The organism is Caballeronia grimmiae, from assembly GCF_000698555.1.
In the GTDB taxonomy this organism is placed as follows: Bacteria; Pseudomonadota; Gammaproteobacteria; order Burkholderiales; family Burkholderiaceae; genus Caballeronia; species Caballeronia grimmiae.
In genome coordinates this window covers 21,384-37,618 of record NZ_JFHE01000039.1, presented here as the reverse complement: position 1 = coordinate 37,618, position 16,235 = coordinate 21,384, and the positions used below count along the sequence as shown (strand labels likewise).

Sequence of the window (16,235 nt, the reverse complement as noted above, 5' to 3'; positions counted from 1 at the left end):
ATGACGTTGATCACCACTGCCCCGCGCATCGCGATGGTCGCGGGCGAACCCTCCGGCGATCTGCTCGCGGCATCGCTGCTGAAAGGTCTGCAAGCCCGCCTGCCCGCTGACACGCGCTATAGCGGCATCGGCGGGCCGCGCATGACATCGGCGGGCTTCGAGGCGCACTGGCCGATGGACAAGCTGACCGTGCGCGGCTACGTCGAAGCGCTGCGGCACATCCCCGAGATTCTCGGCATTCGCAACGAACTGAAGCGCCAGTTGCTGGCGGAGCCGCCGTCGATGTTCATCGGCGTCGACGCGCCCGACTTCAACTTTGGCCTCGAGCAGCCGCTGCGCGAGGCGGGCATTCCGACCGTGCACTTCGTGTGTCCGTCCATCTGGGCGTGGCGCGGCGGGCGCATCAAGAAGATCGTGAAGGCCGTCGATCACATGCTGTGCGTGTTTCCGTTCGAGACCGCGTTGCTGCAAAAAGCGGGCGTCGCATCGACTTACGTCGGCCATCCGCTTGCCGACGACATTCCGCTCGAACCGGATGTCGCGGGCGCGCGCCGTGAACTGGGTATCGCGGAAGGCGGTCCGGTGATCGCCGTATTGCCCGGCAGCCGGCGCTCGGAAATCGCGCTGATCGGGCCGACGTTTTTCGATGCCATGGAGCTGATGCAGCTTCGCGAACCGGGCGTGCGCTTCCTGATGCCCGCGGCGAACCCGGCGCTGCGTGAATTGCTGCAGCCGCTCGTGGACGCGCATCCGCATCTGTCGCTCACCATCACCGATGGCCGCGCGCAAACCGCGATGACCGCCGCCGACGCCATCCTCGTCAAAAGCGGGACCGTGACGCTGGAAGCGGCGCTGCTCAAGAAGCCGATGGTCATCTCGTACAAGGTGCCGTGGCTCACGGGCCAGATCATGAAGCGGCAGGGCTATCTGCCCTATGTCGGCTTGCCCAACATTCTGGCGGGGCGCTTCGTCGTGCCGGAAATCCTGCAGCATTTCGCGACGCCCGAAGCGCTCGCCGAGGCGACGTTGAAACAGTTGAACGACGACGCGAACCGCCGTACCCTGACCGAAATTTTCACCGACATGCACATCGCGCTGCGCCAGAATACGTCGCAGCGAGCGGCCGAAGCGGTCGCGCGGGTGCTGGAAACACGAGGGGCGCGGTAATGGCGCGTCAGGCCAGTCAACAGAAGGTGCAAAACGGGCTCGATTTTAGCTCGCCGCTGGACATCATCTGCGGCGTCGATGAAGCCGGGCGCGGCCCGCTGGCGGGGCCGGTCGTGGCGGCGGCGGTGATCTTCGACCCTGCCAGGCCGCGCATCAACGGCCTCGACGATTCCAAGGCGCTGAGCGCGAAGAAGCGCGAAGAGTTGTACGAGAAGATCGTAGATCGCGCGCTGGCTTACTGCATTGCATCCGCAAGCGTCGAGGAAATCGACACCATCAACATCCTGCACGCGACCATGCTCGCGATGAAGCGCGCCGTCGAAGGGCTGGCCGTCGCGCCGACGCTCGTGAAGATCGACGGCAACCGCTGCCCGACGCTGTCGATCCGTAGTGAAGCTGTAATTGGCGGCGACGCGCTCATCAAACAAATCTCGGCCGCGTCGATACTCGCGAAAGTCACGCGTGACCGCATGCTGGTCGAACTGCACGAGACGTATCCCGTGTACGGTTTCGCCACGCATTCGGGCTACGGCACGCCACAGCATCTAAAGGCGCTGCGCGAGCATGGGCCGTGCGAGCATCATCGCCGGTCGTTTGCGCCGGTGCGGGAAGCGCACACCTTGTTCTTCGGCTCCGTGCTGCCGGACATCGCGCCCGAGGTGCTGCACGCGGCCGAGACGCTCGGCGGCGACTCGGACGCGCTCGCGTTCTGACCGCCGACCGCACCGAACCAACGTGAAATCCATCACTTCGCGGGACAACCCGCTCTACAAGCGCCTGAAGGCGCTCGCCGGATCGACCGCGCAGCAGCGGCGAAGCGGCCACGCACTGCTCGAAGGGCTGCATCTCGCAGCCGCTTATTTGGATACCGCCGGTCAGCCGGAAACCTGCGTCGTCACGGAAGGCGCGCTGACGCATGCCGAAGCGCGCGAGATCGTCGCGCGCATCGAGGAAAGGCGTGTGGTCGTCTTGCCCGATGCGCTCTTCGGCCAGCTATCGAGCGTCGTGCACGGAGTCGGCATGCTGCTGCTGGTGGAGAAGATCGGCGCGGCGCTGCCCAACCGCGTGAGCGAAACGTGCGTGGTTCTCGACGGCGTTCAGGACGCGGGCAATGTCGGCTCCATTCTGCGCAGCGCGGCGGCGGCAGGCGTCACGCGCGTGTTCTGCGCGCCGGGGACGGCGTATGCATGGTCGTCGAAGGTGCTGCGCTCGGGGATGGGCGCGCACTTTCTGCTCGATATCTTCGAGGACGTCGAACCGTCCGATCTCATCGCGCGCCTGAACGTGCCGGTGACCATCACCGATTCGCACGGCGCCGTGGCCATCTACGATTGCGATCTCTCGTCGCCGCTTGCGTGGGTCTTCGGAAACGAAGGCGCGGGCGTGTCGCAGGTCTGGCGCGATGCCGTGACGCATCGCGTGACCATCCCGCAACCGGGCGGCATGGAATCGCTCAATGTGGCGGCTGCGGCGGCAATCTGTCTGTTCGAGCAGTGCCGCCAGCAGCGCGCCTGATCGCCTGATCAGTAGTAGGAAGGCCGCTCCGGCTTGATTTCCTGCAGGATCGTCGTGGCGATTTCCTCGATGGACTTGTGGGTCGACGACAGCCACTTCACGCCCTCGCGCTTCATCATGCTTTCCGCTTCGTTGATTTCGTAGCGGCAATTCTCCAGCGCGGCGTACTTGCTGCCCGGCCGCCGCTCGTTGCGGATTTCGGCCAGGCGCTGCGGGTCGATGGACAGCCCGAACATCTTTTCCCGATGATCCAGCAGCGGCGTCGGCAGCTTGCCGCGCTCGAAGTCTTCCGGAATCAGCGGGTAGTTCGCCGCCTTCACGCCGTATTGCATCGCCAGATAGAGGCTCGTCGGCGTCTTGCCGCTGCGCGACACGCCGACCAGAATCACATCGGCTTCGGTGAGATTGCGATTCGACTGCCCGTCGTCGTGAGCGAGCGAGAAGTTGATCGCCTCGATCCGATTCTTGTATTCCTCGGTATCGGCGTTCTGGTGGACGCGGCCCATCGCGTGCGTCGACTTGATCTCCAGCTCGTGCTCGAGCGGCTCGATGAAGGTCTGGAACATGTCCAGCACGAGCGCATTGCAGCGCTTGACGATCTCATTGGACGCGCTGTCGACGAGCGTCGTGAAGACGATCGGCCGGCGGCCGTCGAGCGATACGGCCTCGTTGATCTTCTCGACGGTCGCATGCGCCTTGTCGATGGAATCGACGAACGGCACGCGCACGAGCCGGAATTTTTGGTCGAACTGGGCGAGGATCGAATGCGCGAAGGTTTCGGCAGTGATCCCGGTACCGTCGGAAACGATGAATACGGAGGGCGGCATCGGCGGGTGATCAGAAGGGAACGTGTTGCATTGAACGTGCTCAAACGGTAACGCCGGCGACGCGGCGCGGGTGCAAGCCGCTGTGTTACATTGAGCGGCCCGTGCATGTGCGCAGGCGAACCAAGAGGCGTGAAACACCTCGATTTTGCCGTGGAATTACTGTCCCTGCTAAGACAAATTCGATAATCGACACGGTAGAATAGCGGCAACCTGTTCGATAAGCAATTGCGGACAATTTGAGTCGGATTTTGGTCGAATCGCGGTCATTTCGTGGAATTTGCGGCAGAAAACCACGTTTTAGAGCACATTCGGACGGCCGCTTCTCTTTGCCCCGTGCGTGGTCCGCACGAGCGCATGTCTTTCGCGAAGGCTTATCAAACAGGTTGTACGAGATGCGGCGGTGCTTCCAATGAGCGCCGCCGCATGTGAGCCCACTCGTGCGATCGTGAATTCCATCCACCTTAGGGGCTTGTATGACTAACGCAGTCAATGTTGCGAACGATGTCGCAAAGGATCAGGCGTATGTAGTTCCATTCGAGCAGTTGCGAATGACCGACGTGGAAATCGTCGGTGGCAAGAATGCGTCGCTCGGCGAAATGATCAGCCAGCTTTCCGAAGCCGGTGTCAGCGTGCCGACGGGCTTTGCCACGACCGCGCTCGCATTCCGCGACTTCCTCCAGCACAACGACCTGACCGATCGCATCGCCAAACGTCTCGAGACGTTCGACGTCGACGACGTGAAGGCGCTTGCCGAAGCGGGCAAGGAAATCCGCCAGTGGATCGTCGACGCGCCGATGCAGCCGCGTCTCGAAGACGAAATCCGCCGTCAATTCGAAGTCCTGCAAAAGGGCTCGCCCGAAGAGCTTTCGTTCGCCGTGCGTTCGTCCGCGACCGCCGAGGACTTGCCCGACGCATCGTTCGCGGGCCAGCAGGAAAGCTATCTGAACGTGGTCGGCATCGAAGACGTGCTCGATCGCATGAAGCACGTTTTCGCGTCGCTCTATAACGACCGCGCCATCTCCTATCGCGTCCACAAGGGTTTCACTCACGCCGAAGTCGCGCTGTCGGCGGGCGTGCAGCGCATGGTCCGCTCGGACGTCGGCGCGGCTGGCGTCATGTTCACGATCGACACCGAGTCGGGCTTCAAGGACACCGTCTTCATCACGTCGAGCTACGGCCTCGGCGAGACCGTCGTGCAGGGCGCGGTGAATCCGGACGAATTCCACGTTTTCAAGACCACGCTCGCGCAGGGCAAATATCCGATCATCCGCCGGTCCATCGGCTCGAAGCTCGTCAAGATGGAATTCACGCAGCCGGGCGAGCCGGGCCGCGTGAAGACCGTCGACGTCGCGCACGAGCAGCGCAACCGCTTCTCCATTTCGGACGAAGACGTGATCGAGCTCGCGAAGTATGCGGTGATCATCGAGAAGCACTACCAGCGTCCGATGGACATCGAGTGGGGCAAGGACGGCCGCGACGGCAAGCTGTTCATTCTGCAGGCGCGCCCGGAAACGGTGAAGAGCCAGGCTGCGGGCAAGGCCGAGATGCGCTTCAAGCTCAAGGGCCAGTCGAACGTCATCGCCACGGGCCGCGCAATCGGCCAGAAGATCGGCGCGGGCCCCGTGCGCGTGATCCACGATCCGTCGGAGATGGAACGCGTGCAGCCGGGCGACGTGCTCGTCGCGGACATGACCGACCCGAACTGGGAACCGGTGATGAAGCGCGCAGCGGCCATCGTCACGAATCGCGGCGGCCGCACGTGTCACGCGGCGATCATCGCGCGTGAGCTGGGCGTGCCGGCGGTGGTCGGCTGCGGCGACGCCACCGACCTCCTGAAGGACGGCGCGCTCGTCACGGTGTCGTGCGCGGAAGGCGACGAAGGCAAGATCTACGACGGCCTGCTCGAAACCGAAGTGACCGAAGTCCAGCGCGGCGAACTGCCGAAGATTCCGGTCAAGATCATGATGAACGTCGGCAATCCGCAACTCGCGTTCGACTTCGCGCAGTTGCCGAATGCGGGCGTCGGCCTCGCGCGGCTTGAGTTCATCATCAACAACAACATCGGCGTACACCCGAAGGCGATTCTGGAGTACCCGAATATCGACGCCGACCTGAAGAAGGCAGTCGAAAGCGTGGCGCGCGGTCATGCGTCGCCGCGTGCGTTCTACGTCGACAAGCTGACGGAAGGCATCGCGACGATCGCGGCGGCGTTCTATCCGAAGCCCGTCATCGTGCGTCTGTCGGACTTCAAGTCGAACGAGTACAAGAAGCTGATCGGCGGTTCGCGCTACGAGCCGGACGAAGAGAATCCGATGCTCGGTTTCCGTGGCGCGTCGCGGTATATCGCGGAAGACTTCGCCGAGGCGTTCCACATGGAATGCATCGCGCTGAAGAAGGTCCGCGAAGAGATGGGCCTCGACAACGTCCAGATCATGGTTCCGTTCGTGCGGACGCTGAAGCAGGCGGATCGTGTGGTCGAACTGCTGAAGAAATTCGGTCTGGAGCGCGGCGTCAACGACCTCAAGCTCGTGATGATGTGCGAAGTGCCGTCCAACGCAATCCTCGCTGAAGAGTTCCTGCAACGCTTCGACGGCTTCTCAATCGGCTCGAACGATTTGACGCAGTTGACGCTGGGTCTCGACCGCGACTCCGGCATGGAACTGCTCGCCGCCGATTTCGACGAGCGCGACCCGGCAGTGCAGTTCATGCTGAAGCGCGCCATCGAGACGTGTCTGCGGCTGAACAAGTACGTCGGCATCTGCGGTCAGGGTCCGTCGGATCATCCGGATCTCGCCGAGTGGCTGGCGAAGCAGGGCATCGAATCGATGTCGCTGAACCCGGACACGATCATCGACACATGGCAGCAGTTGGCGAAGACCTTGTCAAAATGAGTCGTAACCGCGCCTTTCCGCTTGCTTACGGATAAGTGCGGCATGCTATAAAAAACACCCCGGACCTTTTCGTCCGGGGTGTTTTCGTTTGGAGACTGGCATGGCGTTGAATGGACTGATCTGGTGGATCGCGGCGGGCGTGTTGATCGTCACGGAGTTGTTCACCGGCACGTTCTATCTGCTGATGATCGCGCTGGGGCTGCTGGCGGGAGGCATCGCGTTCGCCGTGGGGCTTGAGTTGCACGTGCAGCTGGGCGTCGCGGCGCTCGTGGCGTTGGTGGCGGTCGTCCTGCTGCGGCGTTCGCGCTTCGGAAGCTGGAAGCGGCGCGACGCTTCACGCGATACAGCCGTCAACCTCGACATCGGCGCGACAGTGGAAGTCGCGCAATGGCATGACCGCCGCGCCCGGGCGATGTATCGCGGGGCGGAGTGGGACGTCGAACTGGCGCCGGGCGAGTCCGAAGGCGCTCGCTTGTACTGCATCACGGCGCTGGAGGGCAGCCGGCTCGTCGTCGCGGCCAAGCGATGAACACCGTTTTATCGACAAGAATTGAAGGAGCCACACCATGATTTTCGCTGCCATCCTGCTGGTGATCGCCATCGTGATCGTTGTAAACACGGTCAAGATCGTTCCACAGCAGCACGCCTGGGTGCTCGAGCGGCTGGGCCGCTATCACGCGACGCTCACGCCGGGTCTCAATATCGTGCTGCCGTTCGTCGATCGCATCGCGTACAAGCACATTCTCAAGGAGATTCCGCTCGACGTGCCGAGTCAGGTCTGCATCACGCGCGACAACACGCAGCTTCAGGTGGATGGCGTGCTGTACTTTCAGGTCACCGATCCGATGAAGGCGTCGTATGGATCGTCCAACTTCGTGATCGCCATCACGCAGCTTTCGCAAACGACGCTGCGCTCGGTCATCGGCAAGCTCGAACTGGACAAGACCTTCGAGGAACGCGAGTACATCAATCACAGCATCGTGAATGCGCTCGATGAAGCCGCGTCGAACTGGGGCGTGAAAGTGCTGCGCTACGAGATCTAGGACCTGACGCCGCCGAAGGAGATTCTCCACGCGATGCAGGCGCAGATTACCGCCGAGCGCGAGAAGCGCGCGCTGATCGCGGCATCGGAAGGACGCAAGCAGGAGCAGATCAATCTCGCGTCGGGTGCGCGCGAAGCCGCGATTCAGAAGTCCGAGGGCGAGCGTCAGGCGGCGATCAATCAGGCGCAGGGAGAAGCGTCGGCCATTCTTGCGGTCGCCGAAGCGAACGCGCAGGCCATCGAGAAGATCGGCGCGGCGATTCAGACGGCGGGCGGCATGGAGGCCGTGAACCTCAAGGTGGCGGAGCAATATGTCGGGGCGTTCGCGAACATCGCGAAGACGGGCAACACGTTGATCGTGCCCGGCAACATGTCGGACATGAGTTCGATGATTGCGTCGGCGCTGGCGATCGTGAAGGGCGAGGGCGGCGGCCTTATTCGAAATAACTGAAGGAGCCTAAAAGCAATCGGGGCGCTCGACAGCGCCCCGATCTGTATTACCGCGCTGCCGTTCGCATCAGACGGGCGCGTTCGCGTTCCCAGTCGCGCTTCTTTTCGGTTTCACGCTTGTCGTGCAGCTTCTTGCCCTTGGCCAGGCCGATCTCGCATTTGACGCGGCCTTCCTTGTAATGGAAGTTGAGCGGCACGAGCGTGTGACCGCGCTGCTCGACCTTGCCGATGAGCTTGTCGATCTGCTCGCGATGCAGCAGCAGCTTGCGGGTGCGCACCGGATCGAGATTCGCAAACTTCGAAGCTTCGGGCAGCGGGCTGATGTGCGTGCCGATCAGGAACAGTTCGCCGTTCTTGATGACGACATAGCCTTCCTTGATCTGCCCGCGGCCCGCGCGCAGCGCCTTGACTTCCCAGCCTTCGAGCACGAGACCGGCCTCGTAGCGTTCTTCGATGAAGTAATCGAAGAACGCTTTTCTGTTGTCAATGATGCTCATGAATGGAAAGTGCCCAACTCGTTTAAAATCACGATTTTAGCAGCGCGCCGCCTGACAGACGAAGCCGTCTTCGCGGGCCGCATTCGCCGCCACCCCAACAAGCCACCCGCTGCGCCCTTATGGCCGACGTCCAGAAAACCGTGTTGATCCGTCATTCGGCGGAAGAAATGTTCGACCTCGTCACCGATGTCGCCGACTACCCGAACTTCCTGCCGTGGTGCGGCGGCGTCGAGATTGGACGCCAGGACGAGAACGGCATGGAGGCAAAGATCGACATCAGCTTCAAGGGCATCAAGCAGCACTTCGCAACGCGCAATGTGCAGAAACGCCCGACGCACATTGATATGGAGTTCCTGAGCGGCCCTTTCAAGAAGTTCACGGGCTACTGGCGCTTCACGCCGTTGCGCGCGGACGCATGCAAGATCGAATTCGCGCTGCACTACGAGTTCTCGAACCTGATTCTCGAGAAGCTCATCGGGCCGGTGTTCAGCCATATCGCGAACACCTTCGTGGACTCCTTCGTCAAACGCGCGGACCAGCGCTACGGCAAGAAATGAACCTGCGTATCGATGTTTGCTACGGCTTGCCCGGCGGCGACAGCTTCTATGCGCACGTCGATATCGGCGACGGCGCGACGCTGCGCGAGGCGATCGAGGCGAGCGGCGTGCTGAAGCAACACCCGGAAATCGATCTGGGGACGCAGAAGGTCGGCGTGTTCGGCAAGCTGAAGCCGCTGGACGCCACGCTCGCGGATCTGGATCGCGTGGAGATTTATCGGCCGCTCAAGGTCGATCCGAAAACCGCGCGCCAGCGCCGCGTCGACAAGGCGCGCAAGTCGGGATCGATCGAAGGCCGCAAATGGCAGTCGAAGGATTCGCGCTGATCGACCGCCGCTTCAATGCGCCGGCGCTTCCTTGGGCGCGGCAGCCGGCTCGACGCTATGTTGCCGCACCGACCAGCTCACGCCCGCGACCAGCAGCACGATAGCCAGCAACTCCGGCACACGCGGCCACCGGCCGTCGTAGATAAAAGCGTAGAGCAGCGCGAACAGCGTTTCGAACACGATCATCTGGCCGGACAGCGTCAGCGGCAGGCGTTTCGCTGCCGCGTTCCACAGCATGTTGCCGAGCCACGAACCCCCCGTCGCGAGCGCGAAGCATACGATCCAGAACACATGCCAGCGCGTATCCGGCACGCTTGCCTGAACCGTGCCCGCGGGCAGCATCCACATGACCGCGCCGAGCATCGCCCCGAGCAGCCCCGTCACGATGCCCCACAGCACGGACCATTCGTTGCCGTCGAAGTGATGATTTGCCTGCAGATAGCGCGCGTTGACGACCGCATACCACGTCCACGAAGCCAGCGCGCCGACTGCGCACGCAAGCCCGGCGAGGCGCGTCAGCACGCTCGTGGCTGGCGCGTCGGTGTGATGGAGAAGCACGTCGCTGAAGACGTCGAGGTTGATGCACGCGATGCCCGTAACCACCAGCGCAAGCGGTGCGACGAGGCGCTTCAGTTCGATCGCGCCGTGATCGCGCCGTCCGGCGAGCGTGACCGTCACCGGCAAAATCCCGACGATCAGCGACGACGGCGCCACGCCCACGAGTTGCACCGCGGTCGCGAGCAGCATGTAGTAGAGCAGGTTGCCGACGAGCGCGAGCTTGACGAGGGCGATGAGATCGGCCCGCGTCAGCTTGGCGAGCAGCCGCCGCGCGAACGGCAGCGCAACGGCGAGCGACACCGCGCCGTACATCAGGTAGCGCCCGACGCTCAGCGTCAGCGGTGAAAAGTCCGGCAACAGGCGCGGCGCGAGAAAAATGAAACCCCAGATGGCCCCTGCCAGCATTCCGTACATCACACCGCGCTGCATTGCCCGACTCCCTGCCTTGATCCGATCGACGGCGCAGGTTAGCACGCACCCCCGGCGCGGCGTCTTGTCGAAAGCTGCACCGCGACGCCCCGCATCGAGGCCCGATCTTTGCAGGGGAATCACGTAAGCTGCTGTCCAGACAGTGAAAACCCGGGGAACTATCGGTATAATCTGCTTTTGCGCCCATAGGATTTGCCATGCGTCTGATCCAGAAAGCACTCACGTTCGATGACGTGCTCCTCGTGCCCGCGTTCTCCAGCGTTCTCCCGCGCGACACCAGCCTGAAATCCCAGCTGACTCGCAACATTTCCCTGAATATGCCCCTCGTGTCCGCAGCCATGGACACGGTCACCGAAGGCCGGCTCGCCATCGCAATGGCGCAGATGGGCGGCATCGGCATCGTCCACAAGAATCTGACCGCGAAAGAACAGGCGCGCGAAGTCGCGAAGGTCAAGCGTTTCGAATCCGGCGTCGTCCGCGATCCGATTACCGTGCCGCCGCAAATGCGCGTGCGCGACGTGATCGCGCTGACGCAGCAGCATGGCATCTCCGGCTTCCCGGTGGTGGAGGGCGCGCAACTCATCGGCATCGTCACGAACCGCGACCTGCGTTTCGAAGAGCGGCTGGACGAGCCGGTGCGCAACATCATGACGCCGCGCGAGCGTCTCGTGACGGTCAAGGAAGGCACGTCGCTCGCCGAAGCCAAGGCGCTGATGCACAGCCATCGCCTCGAGCGCGTGCTCGTGGTCAACGACGCATTCGAGCTGCGCGGCCTGATGACGGTCAAGGACATCACCAAGCAGACCGAAAACCCGGACGCGTGCAAGGACGAAGACGGCAAGCTGCGCGTCGGCGCGGCCGTGGGCGTGGGTCCGGACAACGAAGAGCGCGTCGATCTGCTCGCGCAGGCGGGCGTCGATGTCATCGTGGTCGATACCGCGCACGGTCACAGCCAGGGCGTGCTCGAGCGCGTGCGCTGGGTGAAGCAGAACTATCCGCGCGTGCAGGTCATCGGCGGCAACATCGCGACGGCGGCGGCGGCCAAGGCGCTCGTCGAATACGGCGCGGATGCGGTGAAGGTCGGCATCGGGCCGGGCTCCATCTGCACGACGCGAATCGTCGCGGGCGTGGGCGTGCCGCAAATCACGGCCATCGCGAACGTGTCGGAAGCCCTGCGCGGCAGCGGCGTGCCGGTCATCGCGGATGGCGGCGTGCGCTTCTCGGGCGACGTCTCGAAGGCGCTCGCGGCAGGCGCGAACGTCGTGATGATGGGCAGCATGCTCGCAGGCACCGAAGAATCGCCGGGCGACGTGTTCCTGTTCCAGGGCCGCCAGTACAAGGCGTATCGCGGCATGGGCTCGGTCGGCGCGATGAAGGACGGCGCGGCGGACCGCTACTTCCAGGACAACTCGGCAAACATCGACAAGCTCGTGCCGGAAGGCATCGAAGGCCGCGTGGCCTACAAGGGCTCGGTGAACGCCATCCTGTTCCAGGTCGTCGGCGGCGTGCGCGCGAGCATGGGTTATTGCGGCTGCCGCACCATCGCGGAATTGCACGAGAAGGCAGAGTTCGTGCAGATCACGGCGGCCGGCATGCGTGAATCGCACGTGCATGACGTGCAGATCACGAAGGAAGCGCCGAATTATCACGTCGATTAATGCGCAGGCTCATTCGTCGGTGAGTGCGTCGATAACCCTGGTGGACCCATCATGAAACCGTTGCTGCGCGCCGTGCTGGTCGTCAATGCCCTGATTTTCGTGGTGTTCGGCGTGCTGTTCCTGCTGACGCCCTGGGCCGGTCTTTTCGATGCGCTGCAACTCGGCGCGATGCGCGTCGAACCCGCGTTCGCCGGGCAGTTGCTGGGCGTCGCGCTGATCGGGTTCGCGTGGCTGTCGCTGCACGCGGCGATCGACGGCGCGTTGACCGCGGCGGCCGCGAAGGCGTCGGGCCATGTGGAGTGGCTCTCGGGCGTCATCGCGCTGGTCTGGCTCCTCGGACTGCGTACGCCCCAGGTCGACGGCTTCGGCCAGGTGAGCGCGGCGCTCATCGGCATCGTGCTCGTCGTGTTGGGGCTCGGCAGTGTGCGGCTGGCGTCGGCGGTGCGGCGGCGCGAACGTGCGGCGGCGGTCGGCGCGGCATCGGCGGAACGCGCGGAGAAGAAGGCCGCGCAAACGCGTGATGCAACGCGTCCGCCTGTCGTCACCGTCCCGACGCCGCCGGATACCGCGGCTCGCCCGATGGCACGCGCTCCCGACGTCACCGCAATCGATCCGGTCACCGGCCGCACGGTCGATCCGGCGGGCCGTCCCGTGGATGCCGCCGCGCCAGCTTCGGCCACGCGCATGCGAACCGAGGCCGGCATGGTCGATCCGGTGACGGGCCGCACGCTCGATCCGCAGACGGGCCGCGAGATCGATCCGGTCACGGGAAAGCGCATTGATCCGGTCATCAGCGGGGAAATCGATCCGGCCACGGGCCGGCGCGTCGATCCGCTGACGGGGCGCGTCGTTCCCGATCCGGCGAGCGGAGCACCGCGCTGAACGCGCGCACGCACAGACTCACGGCGCGGACGGCCAGGCTGTCGAATCGACGCGCGCAAGCAGGAAACACAAGTACGGTCGGCCTTCGCGCCGGCCGTCGATTTATTGGCGACGAGCCGCGCGAACGCACGGCTCGTCGGCACACACCTCATTCGTTCACTTAGCCTTTGCCCGCAGCCATGCACGACAAAATCCTGATTCTCGATTTCGGCTCTCAAGTCACCCAGCTGATCGCCCGGCGCATCCGCGAGTCGCATGTCTATTCGGAGATTCATCCGTACGACGTCGACGAAACCTTCATCCGCGAGTTCGCGCCGAAGGGCATCATCCTGTCGGGCGGGCCGAACTCGGTCACCGAGGCGAAGTCGCCGCGTGCGCCGCAGATCGTCTTCGACCTCGGCGTGCCGGTGCTCGGCATCTGCTACGGCATGCAGACGATGGCCGACCAGCTCGGCGGCAAGGTCGAACTCGGCAAGGTGCGCGAATTCGGCTATGCGGAAGTGCAGGCGCTGAACCACACGGGCTTTCTGGAAGGCATCGAAGACTTCAAGAGCGCTGAAGGCGAGGCGATGCTCAAGGTCTGGATGAGCCACGGCGACAAGGTCGCGGACCTCCCGGCCGGCTTCAAGCTGATGGCGTCGACGCCCGCATGCCCGATTGCCGCGATGGCCGACGACGATCGCCGCTTCTACGGCGTGCAGTGGCATCCGGAAGTCACGCATACCGTGCAGGGCCGCGCGATGCTCGACCGCTTCGTGCTCGAACTGTGCGGTGCGCGGGCCGATTGGGAGATGGGCCATTACATCGACGAAGCCGTCGAGAAGATTCGCGCGCAAGTCGGCAATGAGCACGTGATTCTCGGTTTGTCGGGCGGCGTGGATTCGTCGGTGGCGGCGGCGCTGCTGCATCGCGCGATCGGCGATCAGCTGACGTGCGTGTTCGTGGATCACGGCCTGCTGCGTCAGAACGAAGCCGAGCAGGTGATGTCGACGTTTGCGGATCACCTGGGCGTGAAGGTCATTCACGTCGATGCCAGCGAAGCGTTCCTGCAGAAGCTCGCCGGCGTCACCGATCCGGAAGCGAAGCGCAAGATCATCGGCGCGGAGTTCGTCGAAGTGTTCCATGCGGAGTCCGAGAAGCTGACCGATGCGAAGTGGCTCGCGCAGGGCACGATCTATCCGGACGTCATCGAATCGGCGGGCAAGGGCAAGAAGGGCGCGCATACGATCAAGAGTCACCACAACGTCGGTGGCTTGCCCGAGACGCTCAATCTGAAGCTGCTCGAGCCGCTGCGTGAGCTTTTCAAGGACGAAGTGCGCGAACTGGGCGTGAAGCTCGGACTGCCGCCGGCGATGGTGTATCGCCATCCGTTCCCCGGCCCGGGTCTCGGCGTGCGCATTCTCGGCGAAGTGAAGCGCGAGTTCGCGGACCTGCTCCGTCGTGCGGATGCGATTTTCATCGAGACGCTGCGCACTACCATCGATCCGGAGACGGGCAAGTCGTGGTACGACCTGACGAGCCAGGCCTTCGCGGTGTTCCTGCCGGTGAAGAGCGTCGGCGTGATGGGCGACGGGCGGACTTATGAGTACGTCGTCGCGCTGCGCGCGGTGCAGACGCTGGACTTCATGACGGCGCATTGGGCGCATCTGCCGCACGAATTGCTCGGGAATGTGAGCAATCGGATCATCAATGAGGTGCGGGGCGTGAATCGCGTCGTTTATGACATTTCGGGGAAGCCGCCGGCGACGATCGAGTGGGAGTGAATTGGCGTCCTTCGAGGACTATCGTCAGCTATCGAGAAACTGACGTAACGCATTGATTTAAAATGACGCTGCGAGCTTGAATCGTACCCAATGGACTACGCGCAACTTCGCTCGCTGTTGACTCCGCTCATCATGGCGTTAAAGGACGTCGGCACGCATACCACGCTGCCGACGCTTTGCGAGGCATTGGGGTTGCCCGTGCCCGCCACTGACGGTTCCAAGCGTGACCGCATGACCTCCAGCTTCGAGGCGGCCGCCGACGCTGATCTGCCTACGGTTGCACGCAAGCTGTTGGTTCGCCATCCACCCGATGCCACGACGCGCAACCAGCTTCAGGACATTCTCTGGGGTGACAGCGGGTGTCCGCCGATCCCGAAGCGATATCGGCGCGAGGTTGCTCGAAGACTCAACAGCCAAGAGCTGTATGGGGATGCTCGGAGGTTCGATGACCTTCTGGAGCGGTTGTGGATCTTGGATGCCGATGACTGGCTTAGCTTGCTGGGCGGCAAGCCCAGCGGGTTGCGCGCGGACATTCAGCAGCACGTCCATCGGAATCCGGAGGACTGGCCTGCTGAAACGCTGTTCGACCAGTTGGGCGCCTATGATGCGTCCGATCGGCGCTTTGCGCTGTTTCTAGAGGGGCTGGCTTCGGCCGACGTGCGACCCGACGAGGCAGCGCAACGCCACTTCGTTGCTTGCGTCAACGAGTCGCTGCGCAATTGCGGTGTCGAGCTGCGCGAGACGGATTCGGAGGGGGGTTACCCGGTCTTCTCGATGGTCTCGTTGCACGCGGCCGTCAAAGGCCGACCGAAGAATCTCATCTTCGCCTCACCCGACAAGCCTGACCTACGTTTCCGCGACGCGCTGGACAACGACGTCGAGATTGTCACCAATGCCGATAAGGTGCTTGTCTATGACCGTCCCATCGGCAACGACGGACTGCGCTGGAACGATCTGCAGCAGTGGTGGGGTGATACAGAGCGGATTGCTGATGCCACGCAAGCCAAGCGCTCGCTGTACGCGCGTCTCAGGGCCAGCTTGCCCCGCAACTCCCCGCCGCAGTCCTTGCTATTCGATGCCTTCTTCGAGGGGTTCCGCGGTGCCGTGCCGAACCTGCCCGCACTGTTGCCGGAAGTATGGCTTCACTGGGACCCACGCACGGTCAAGGAGCGCGGGCCGGATGCGCTGCTGCGCTTTCGCATGGACTTCCTGTTGCTGCTCCCACAGGGCGTGCGGGTCGTCATCGAAGTGGACGGCAAGCACCACTATGCGGACGGCGCCGGGTGCGCCGACGTGCAACGCTATGCGCAGATGGTCAAAGGCGACCGCGAACTCAAGCTCGCGGGATATGAAGTCTTTCGCTTTGGGGCAGCGGAGCTGCAGGAACCTACAGCCAAGGCGGATGTGAAGGCCTTCTTCGACGCGCTATTCAAGCGCTACGGTGTTCCGACGAGCTGACAGCGCAACCTCGTGCTAACACCGGCATTTCTTGGAGAACAATGCAGAAGAGCCTGAAGTCATGCTGCTTATTCGGTATGATTGAGGATGGGTCGGCGCTCCGCAAATTGTTCCGAATCCCGCGCCAGAAAAGAGCATGTTTTCCTGACGGTAAGAGCGACGGTAAAGACCCATGTCGATCACTGCAATCCCTTCAACCGTGTGAACTTGCGAGC

At 63.2% G+C, this 16,235-nt stretch carries 14 protein-coding genes and 1 pseudogene; 12 read left to right on the top strand and 3 right to left on the bottom strand.

The window, feature by feature from the left end:
- The 3 genes from lpxB to BG57_RS25695 are packed head-to-tail and all read left to right on the top strand — an operon-like array spanning position 1 to position 2,682.
- Positions 1–1,167, top strand: coding sequence for a lipid-A-disaccharide synthase (gene lpxB / locus BG57_RS25705; RefSeq protein WP_035969488.1), 1,167 nt, complete (start codon positions 1–3; stop codon positions 1,165–1,167).
- A complete protein-coding gene (gene rnhB / locus BG57_RS25700; protein WP_035969486.1) occupies positions 1,167–1,880 on the top strand; it encodes a ribonuclease HII in 714 nt (237 codons plus the stop codon). Before lpxB ends, rnhB begins: the two co-directional genes overlap by 1 nt.
- Before the next feature lie 22 nt (positions 1,881–1,902).
- The gene (locus tag BG57_RS25695) at positions 1,903–2,682 is read left to right on the top strand and encodes a TrmH family RNA methyltransferase (RefSeq protein WP_035969483.1); all 780 of its coding nucleotides are present in this window, start codon (positions 1,903–1,905) and stop codon (positions 2,680–2,682) included.
- A gap of 8 nt (positions 2,683–2,690) precedes the next feature.
- Here the strand turns inward: BG57_RS25695 and ppsR are convergent, their stop codons facing one another.
- Positions 2,691–3,509: a posphoenolpyruvate synthetase regulatory kinase/phosphorylase PpsR gene (gene ppsR / locus BG57_RS25690; protein WP_035969481.1), complete on the bottom strand. Its 819-nt coding sequence runs from the start codon at positions 3,507–3,509 to the stop codon at positions 2,691–2,693.
- A 473-nt stretch (positions 3,510–3,982) separates the two neighbouring features.
- Between ppsR and ppsA the strand changes: the two genes are divergently transcribed.
- From ppsA to BG57_RS25675, 3 genes and pseudogenes are all read left to right on the top strand, one after another.
- Entirely contained in the window at positions 3,983–6,400 is a 2,418-nt protein-coding gene (gene ppsA, locus BG57_RS25685; protein WP_035969479.1) for a phosphoenolpyruvate synthase, read from the top strand.
- Between the two features lie 100 nt (positions 6,401–6,500).
- Positions 6,501–6,929 (top strand): NfeD family protein, encoded by a 429-nt coding sequence (locus BG57_RS25680; protein ID WP_035969477.1) that lies wholly within the window; start codon positions 6,501–6,503, stop codon positions 6,927–6,929.
- A 37-nt stretch (positions 6,930–6,966) separates the two neighbouring features.
- Positions 6,967–7,893: pseudogene (locus BG57_RS25675) on the top strand (SPFH domain-containing protein).
- Positions 7,894–7,939: 46 nt separating this feature from the next.
- Here the strand turns inward: BG57_RS25675 and smpB are convergent.
- Positions 7,940–8,389 (bottom strand): SsrA-binding protein SmpB, encoded by a 450-nt coding sequence (smpB, locus tag BG57_RS25670; RefSeq protein ID WP_035969475.1) that lies wholly within the window; start codon positions 8,387–8,389, stop codon positions 7,940–7,942.
- Between the two features lie 119 nt (positions 8,390–8,508).
- Between smpB and BG57_RS25665 the strand changes: the two genes are divergently transcribed.
- Positions 8,509–8,946 (top strand): type II toxin-antitoxin system RatA family toxin, encoded by a 438-nt coding sequence (locus BG57_RS25665; protein WP_035969473.1) that lies wholly within the window; start codon positions 8,509–8,511, stop codon positions 8,944–8,946.
- The gene (locus tag BG57_RS25660) at positions 8,943–9,272 is read left to right on the top strand and encodes an RnfH family protein (protein ID WP_035969469.1); all 330 of its coding nucleotides are present in this window, start codon (positions 8,943–8,945) and stop codon (positions 9,270–9,272) included. The genes BG57_RS25665 and BG57_RS25660 overlap by 4 nt, the downstream gene beginning before the upstream one ends.
- A 12-nt stretch (positions 9,273–9,284) precedes the next feature.
- Here BG57_RS25660 and BG57_RS25655 read toward each other — a convergent pair whose 3' ends face one another.
- On the bottom strand, positions 9,285–10,259 hold the full coding sequence (locus BG57_RS25655; protein ID WP_035969467.1) for a DMT family transporter: 975 nt from the start codon (positions 10,257–10,259) through the stop codon (positions 9,285–9,287).
- A gap of 197 nt (positions 10,260–10,456) precedes the next feature.
- Between BG57_RS25655 and guaB the strand changes: the two genes are divergently transcribed.
- The 4 genes from guaB (at position 10,457) to BG57_RS25635 (ending at position 16,020) form a co-directional block, all read left to right on the top strand.
- A complete protein-coding gene (guaB, locus tag BG57_RS25650) occupies positions 10,457–11,917 on the top strand; it encodes an IMP dehydrogenase (protein WP_035969465.1) in 1,461 nt (486 codons plus the stop codon).
- Between the two features lie 51 nt (positions 11,918–11,968).
- On the top strand, positions 11,969–12,799 hold the full coding sequence (locus tag BG57_RS25645) for a hypothetical protein (RefSeq protein WP_035969463.1): 831 nt from the start codon (positions 11,969–11,971) through the stop codon (positions 12,797–12,799).
- A 179-nt stretch (positions 12,800–12,978) separates the two neighbouring features.
- A complete protein-coding gene (guaA, locus tag BG57_RS25640; RefSeq protein ID WP_035969461.1) occupies positions 12,979–14,562 on the top strand; it encodes a glutamine-hydrolyzing GMP synthase in 1,584 nt (527 codons plus the stop codon).
- A 90-nt stretch (positions 14,563–14,652) separates the two neighbouring features.
- Entirely contained in the window at positions 14,653–16,020 is a 1,368-nt protein-coding gene (locus tag BG57_RS25635; protein WP_035969460.1) for an AbiJ-related protein, read from the top strand.
- The last annotated feature ends 215 nt before the right edge of the window (positions 16,021–16,235 follow it).

Coding starts and splice junctions, on each gene's coding strand:
- BG57_RS25680 (WP_035969477.1), top strand. CDS start 6,501: ATGGCGTTGAATGGACTGATCTGGTGGATCGCGGCGGGCGTGTTGATC.
- smpB (WP_035969475.1), bottom strand. CDS start 8,389: ATGAGCATCATTGACAACAGAAAAGCGTTCTTCGATTACTTCATCGAA.
- BG57_RS25635 (WP_035969460.1), top strand. CDS start 14,653: ATGGACTACGCGCAACTTCGCTCGCTGTTGACTCCGCTCATCATGGCG.
- rnhB (WP_035969486.1), top strand. CDS start 1,167: ATGGCGCGTCAGGCCAGTCAACAGAAGGTGCAAAACGGGCTCGATTTT.
- ppsR (WP_035969481.1), bottom strand. CDS start 3,509: ATGCCGCCCTCCGTATTCATCGTTTCCGACGGTACCGGGATCACTGCC.
- lpxB (WP_035969488.1), top strand. CDS start 1: ATGACGTTGATCACCACTGCCCCGCGCATCGCGATGGTCGCGGGCGAA.
- BG57_RS25660 (WP_035969469.1), top strand. CDS start 8,943: ATGAACCTGCGTATCGATGTTTGCTACGGCTTGCCCGGCGGCGACAGC.
- guaA (WP_035969461.1), top strand. CDS start 12,979: ATGCACGACAAAATCCTGATTCTCGATTTCGGCTCTCAAGTCACCCAG.
- BG57_RS25665 (WP_035969473.1), top strand. CDS start 8,509: ATGGCCGACGTCCAGAAAACCGTGTTGATCCGTCATTCGGCGGAAGAA.
- ppsA (WP_035969479.1), top strand. CDS start 3,983: ATGACTAACGCAGTCAATGTTGCGAACGATGTCGCAAAGGATCAGGCG.
- guaB (WP_035969465.1), top strand. CDS start 10,457: ATGCGTCTGATCCAGAAAGCACTCACGTTCGATGACGTGCTCCTCGTG.
- BG57_RS25645 (WP_035969463.1), top strand. CDS start 11,969: ATGAAACCGTTGCTGCGCGCCGTGCTGGTCGTCAATGCCCTGATTTTC.
- BG57_RS25655 (WP_035969467.1), bottom strand. CDS start 10,259: ATGCAGCGCGGTGTGATGTACGGAATGCTGGCAGGGGCCATCTGGGGT.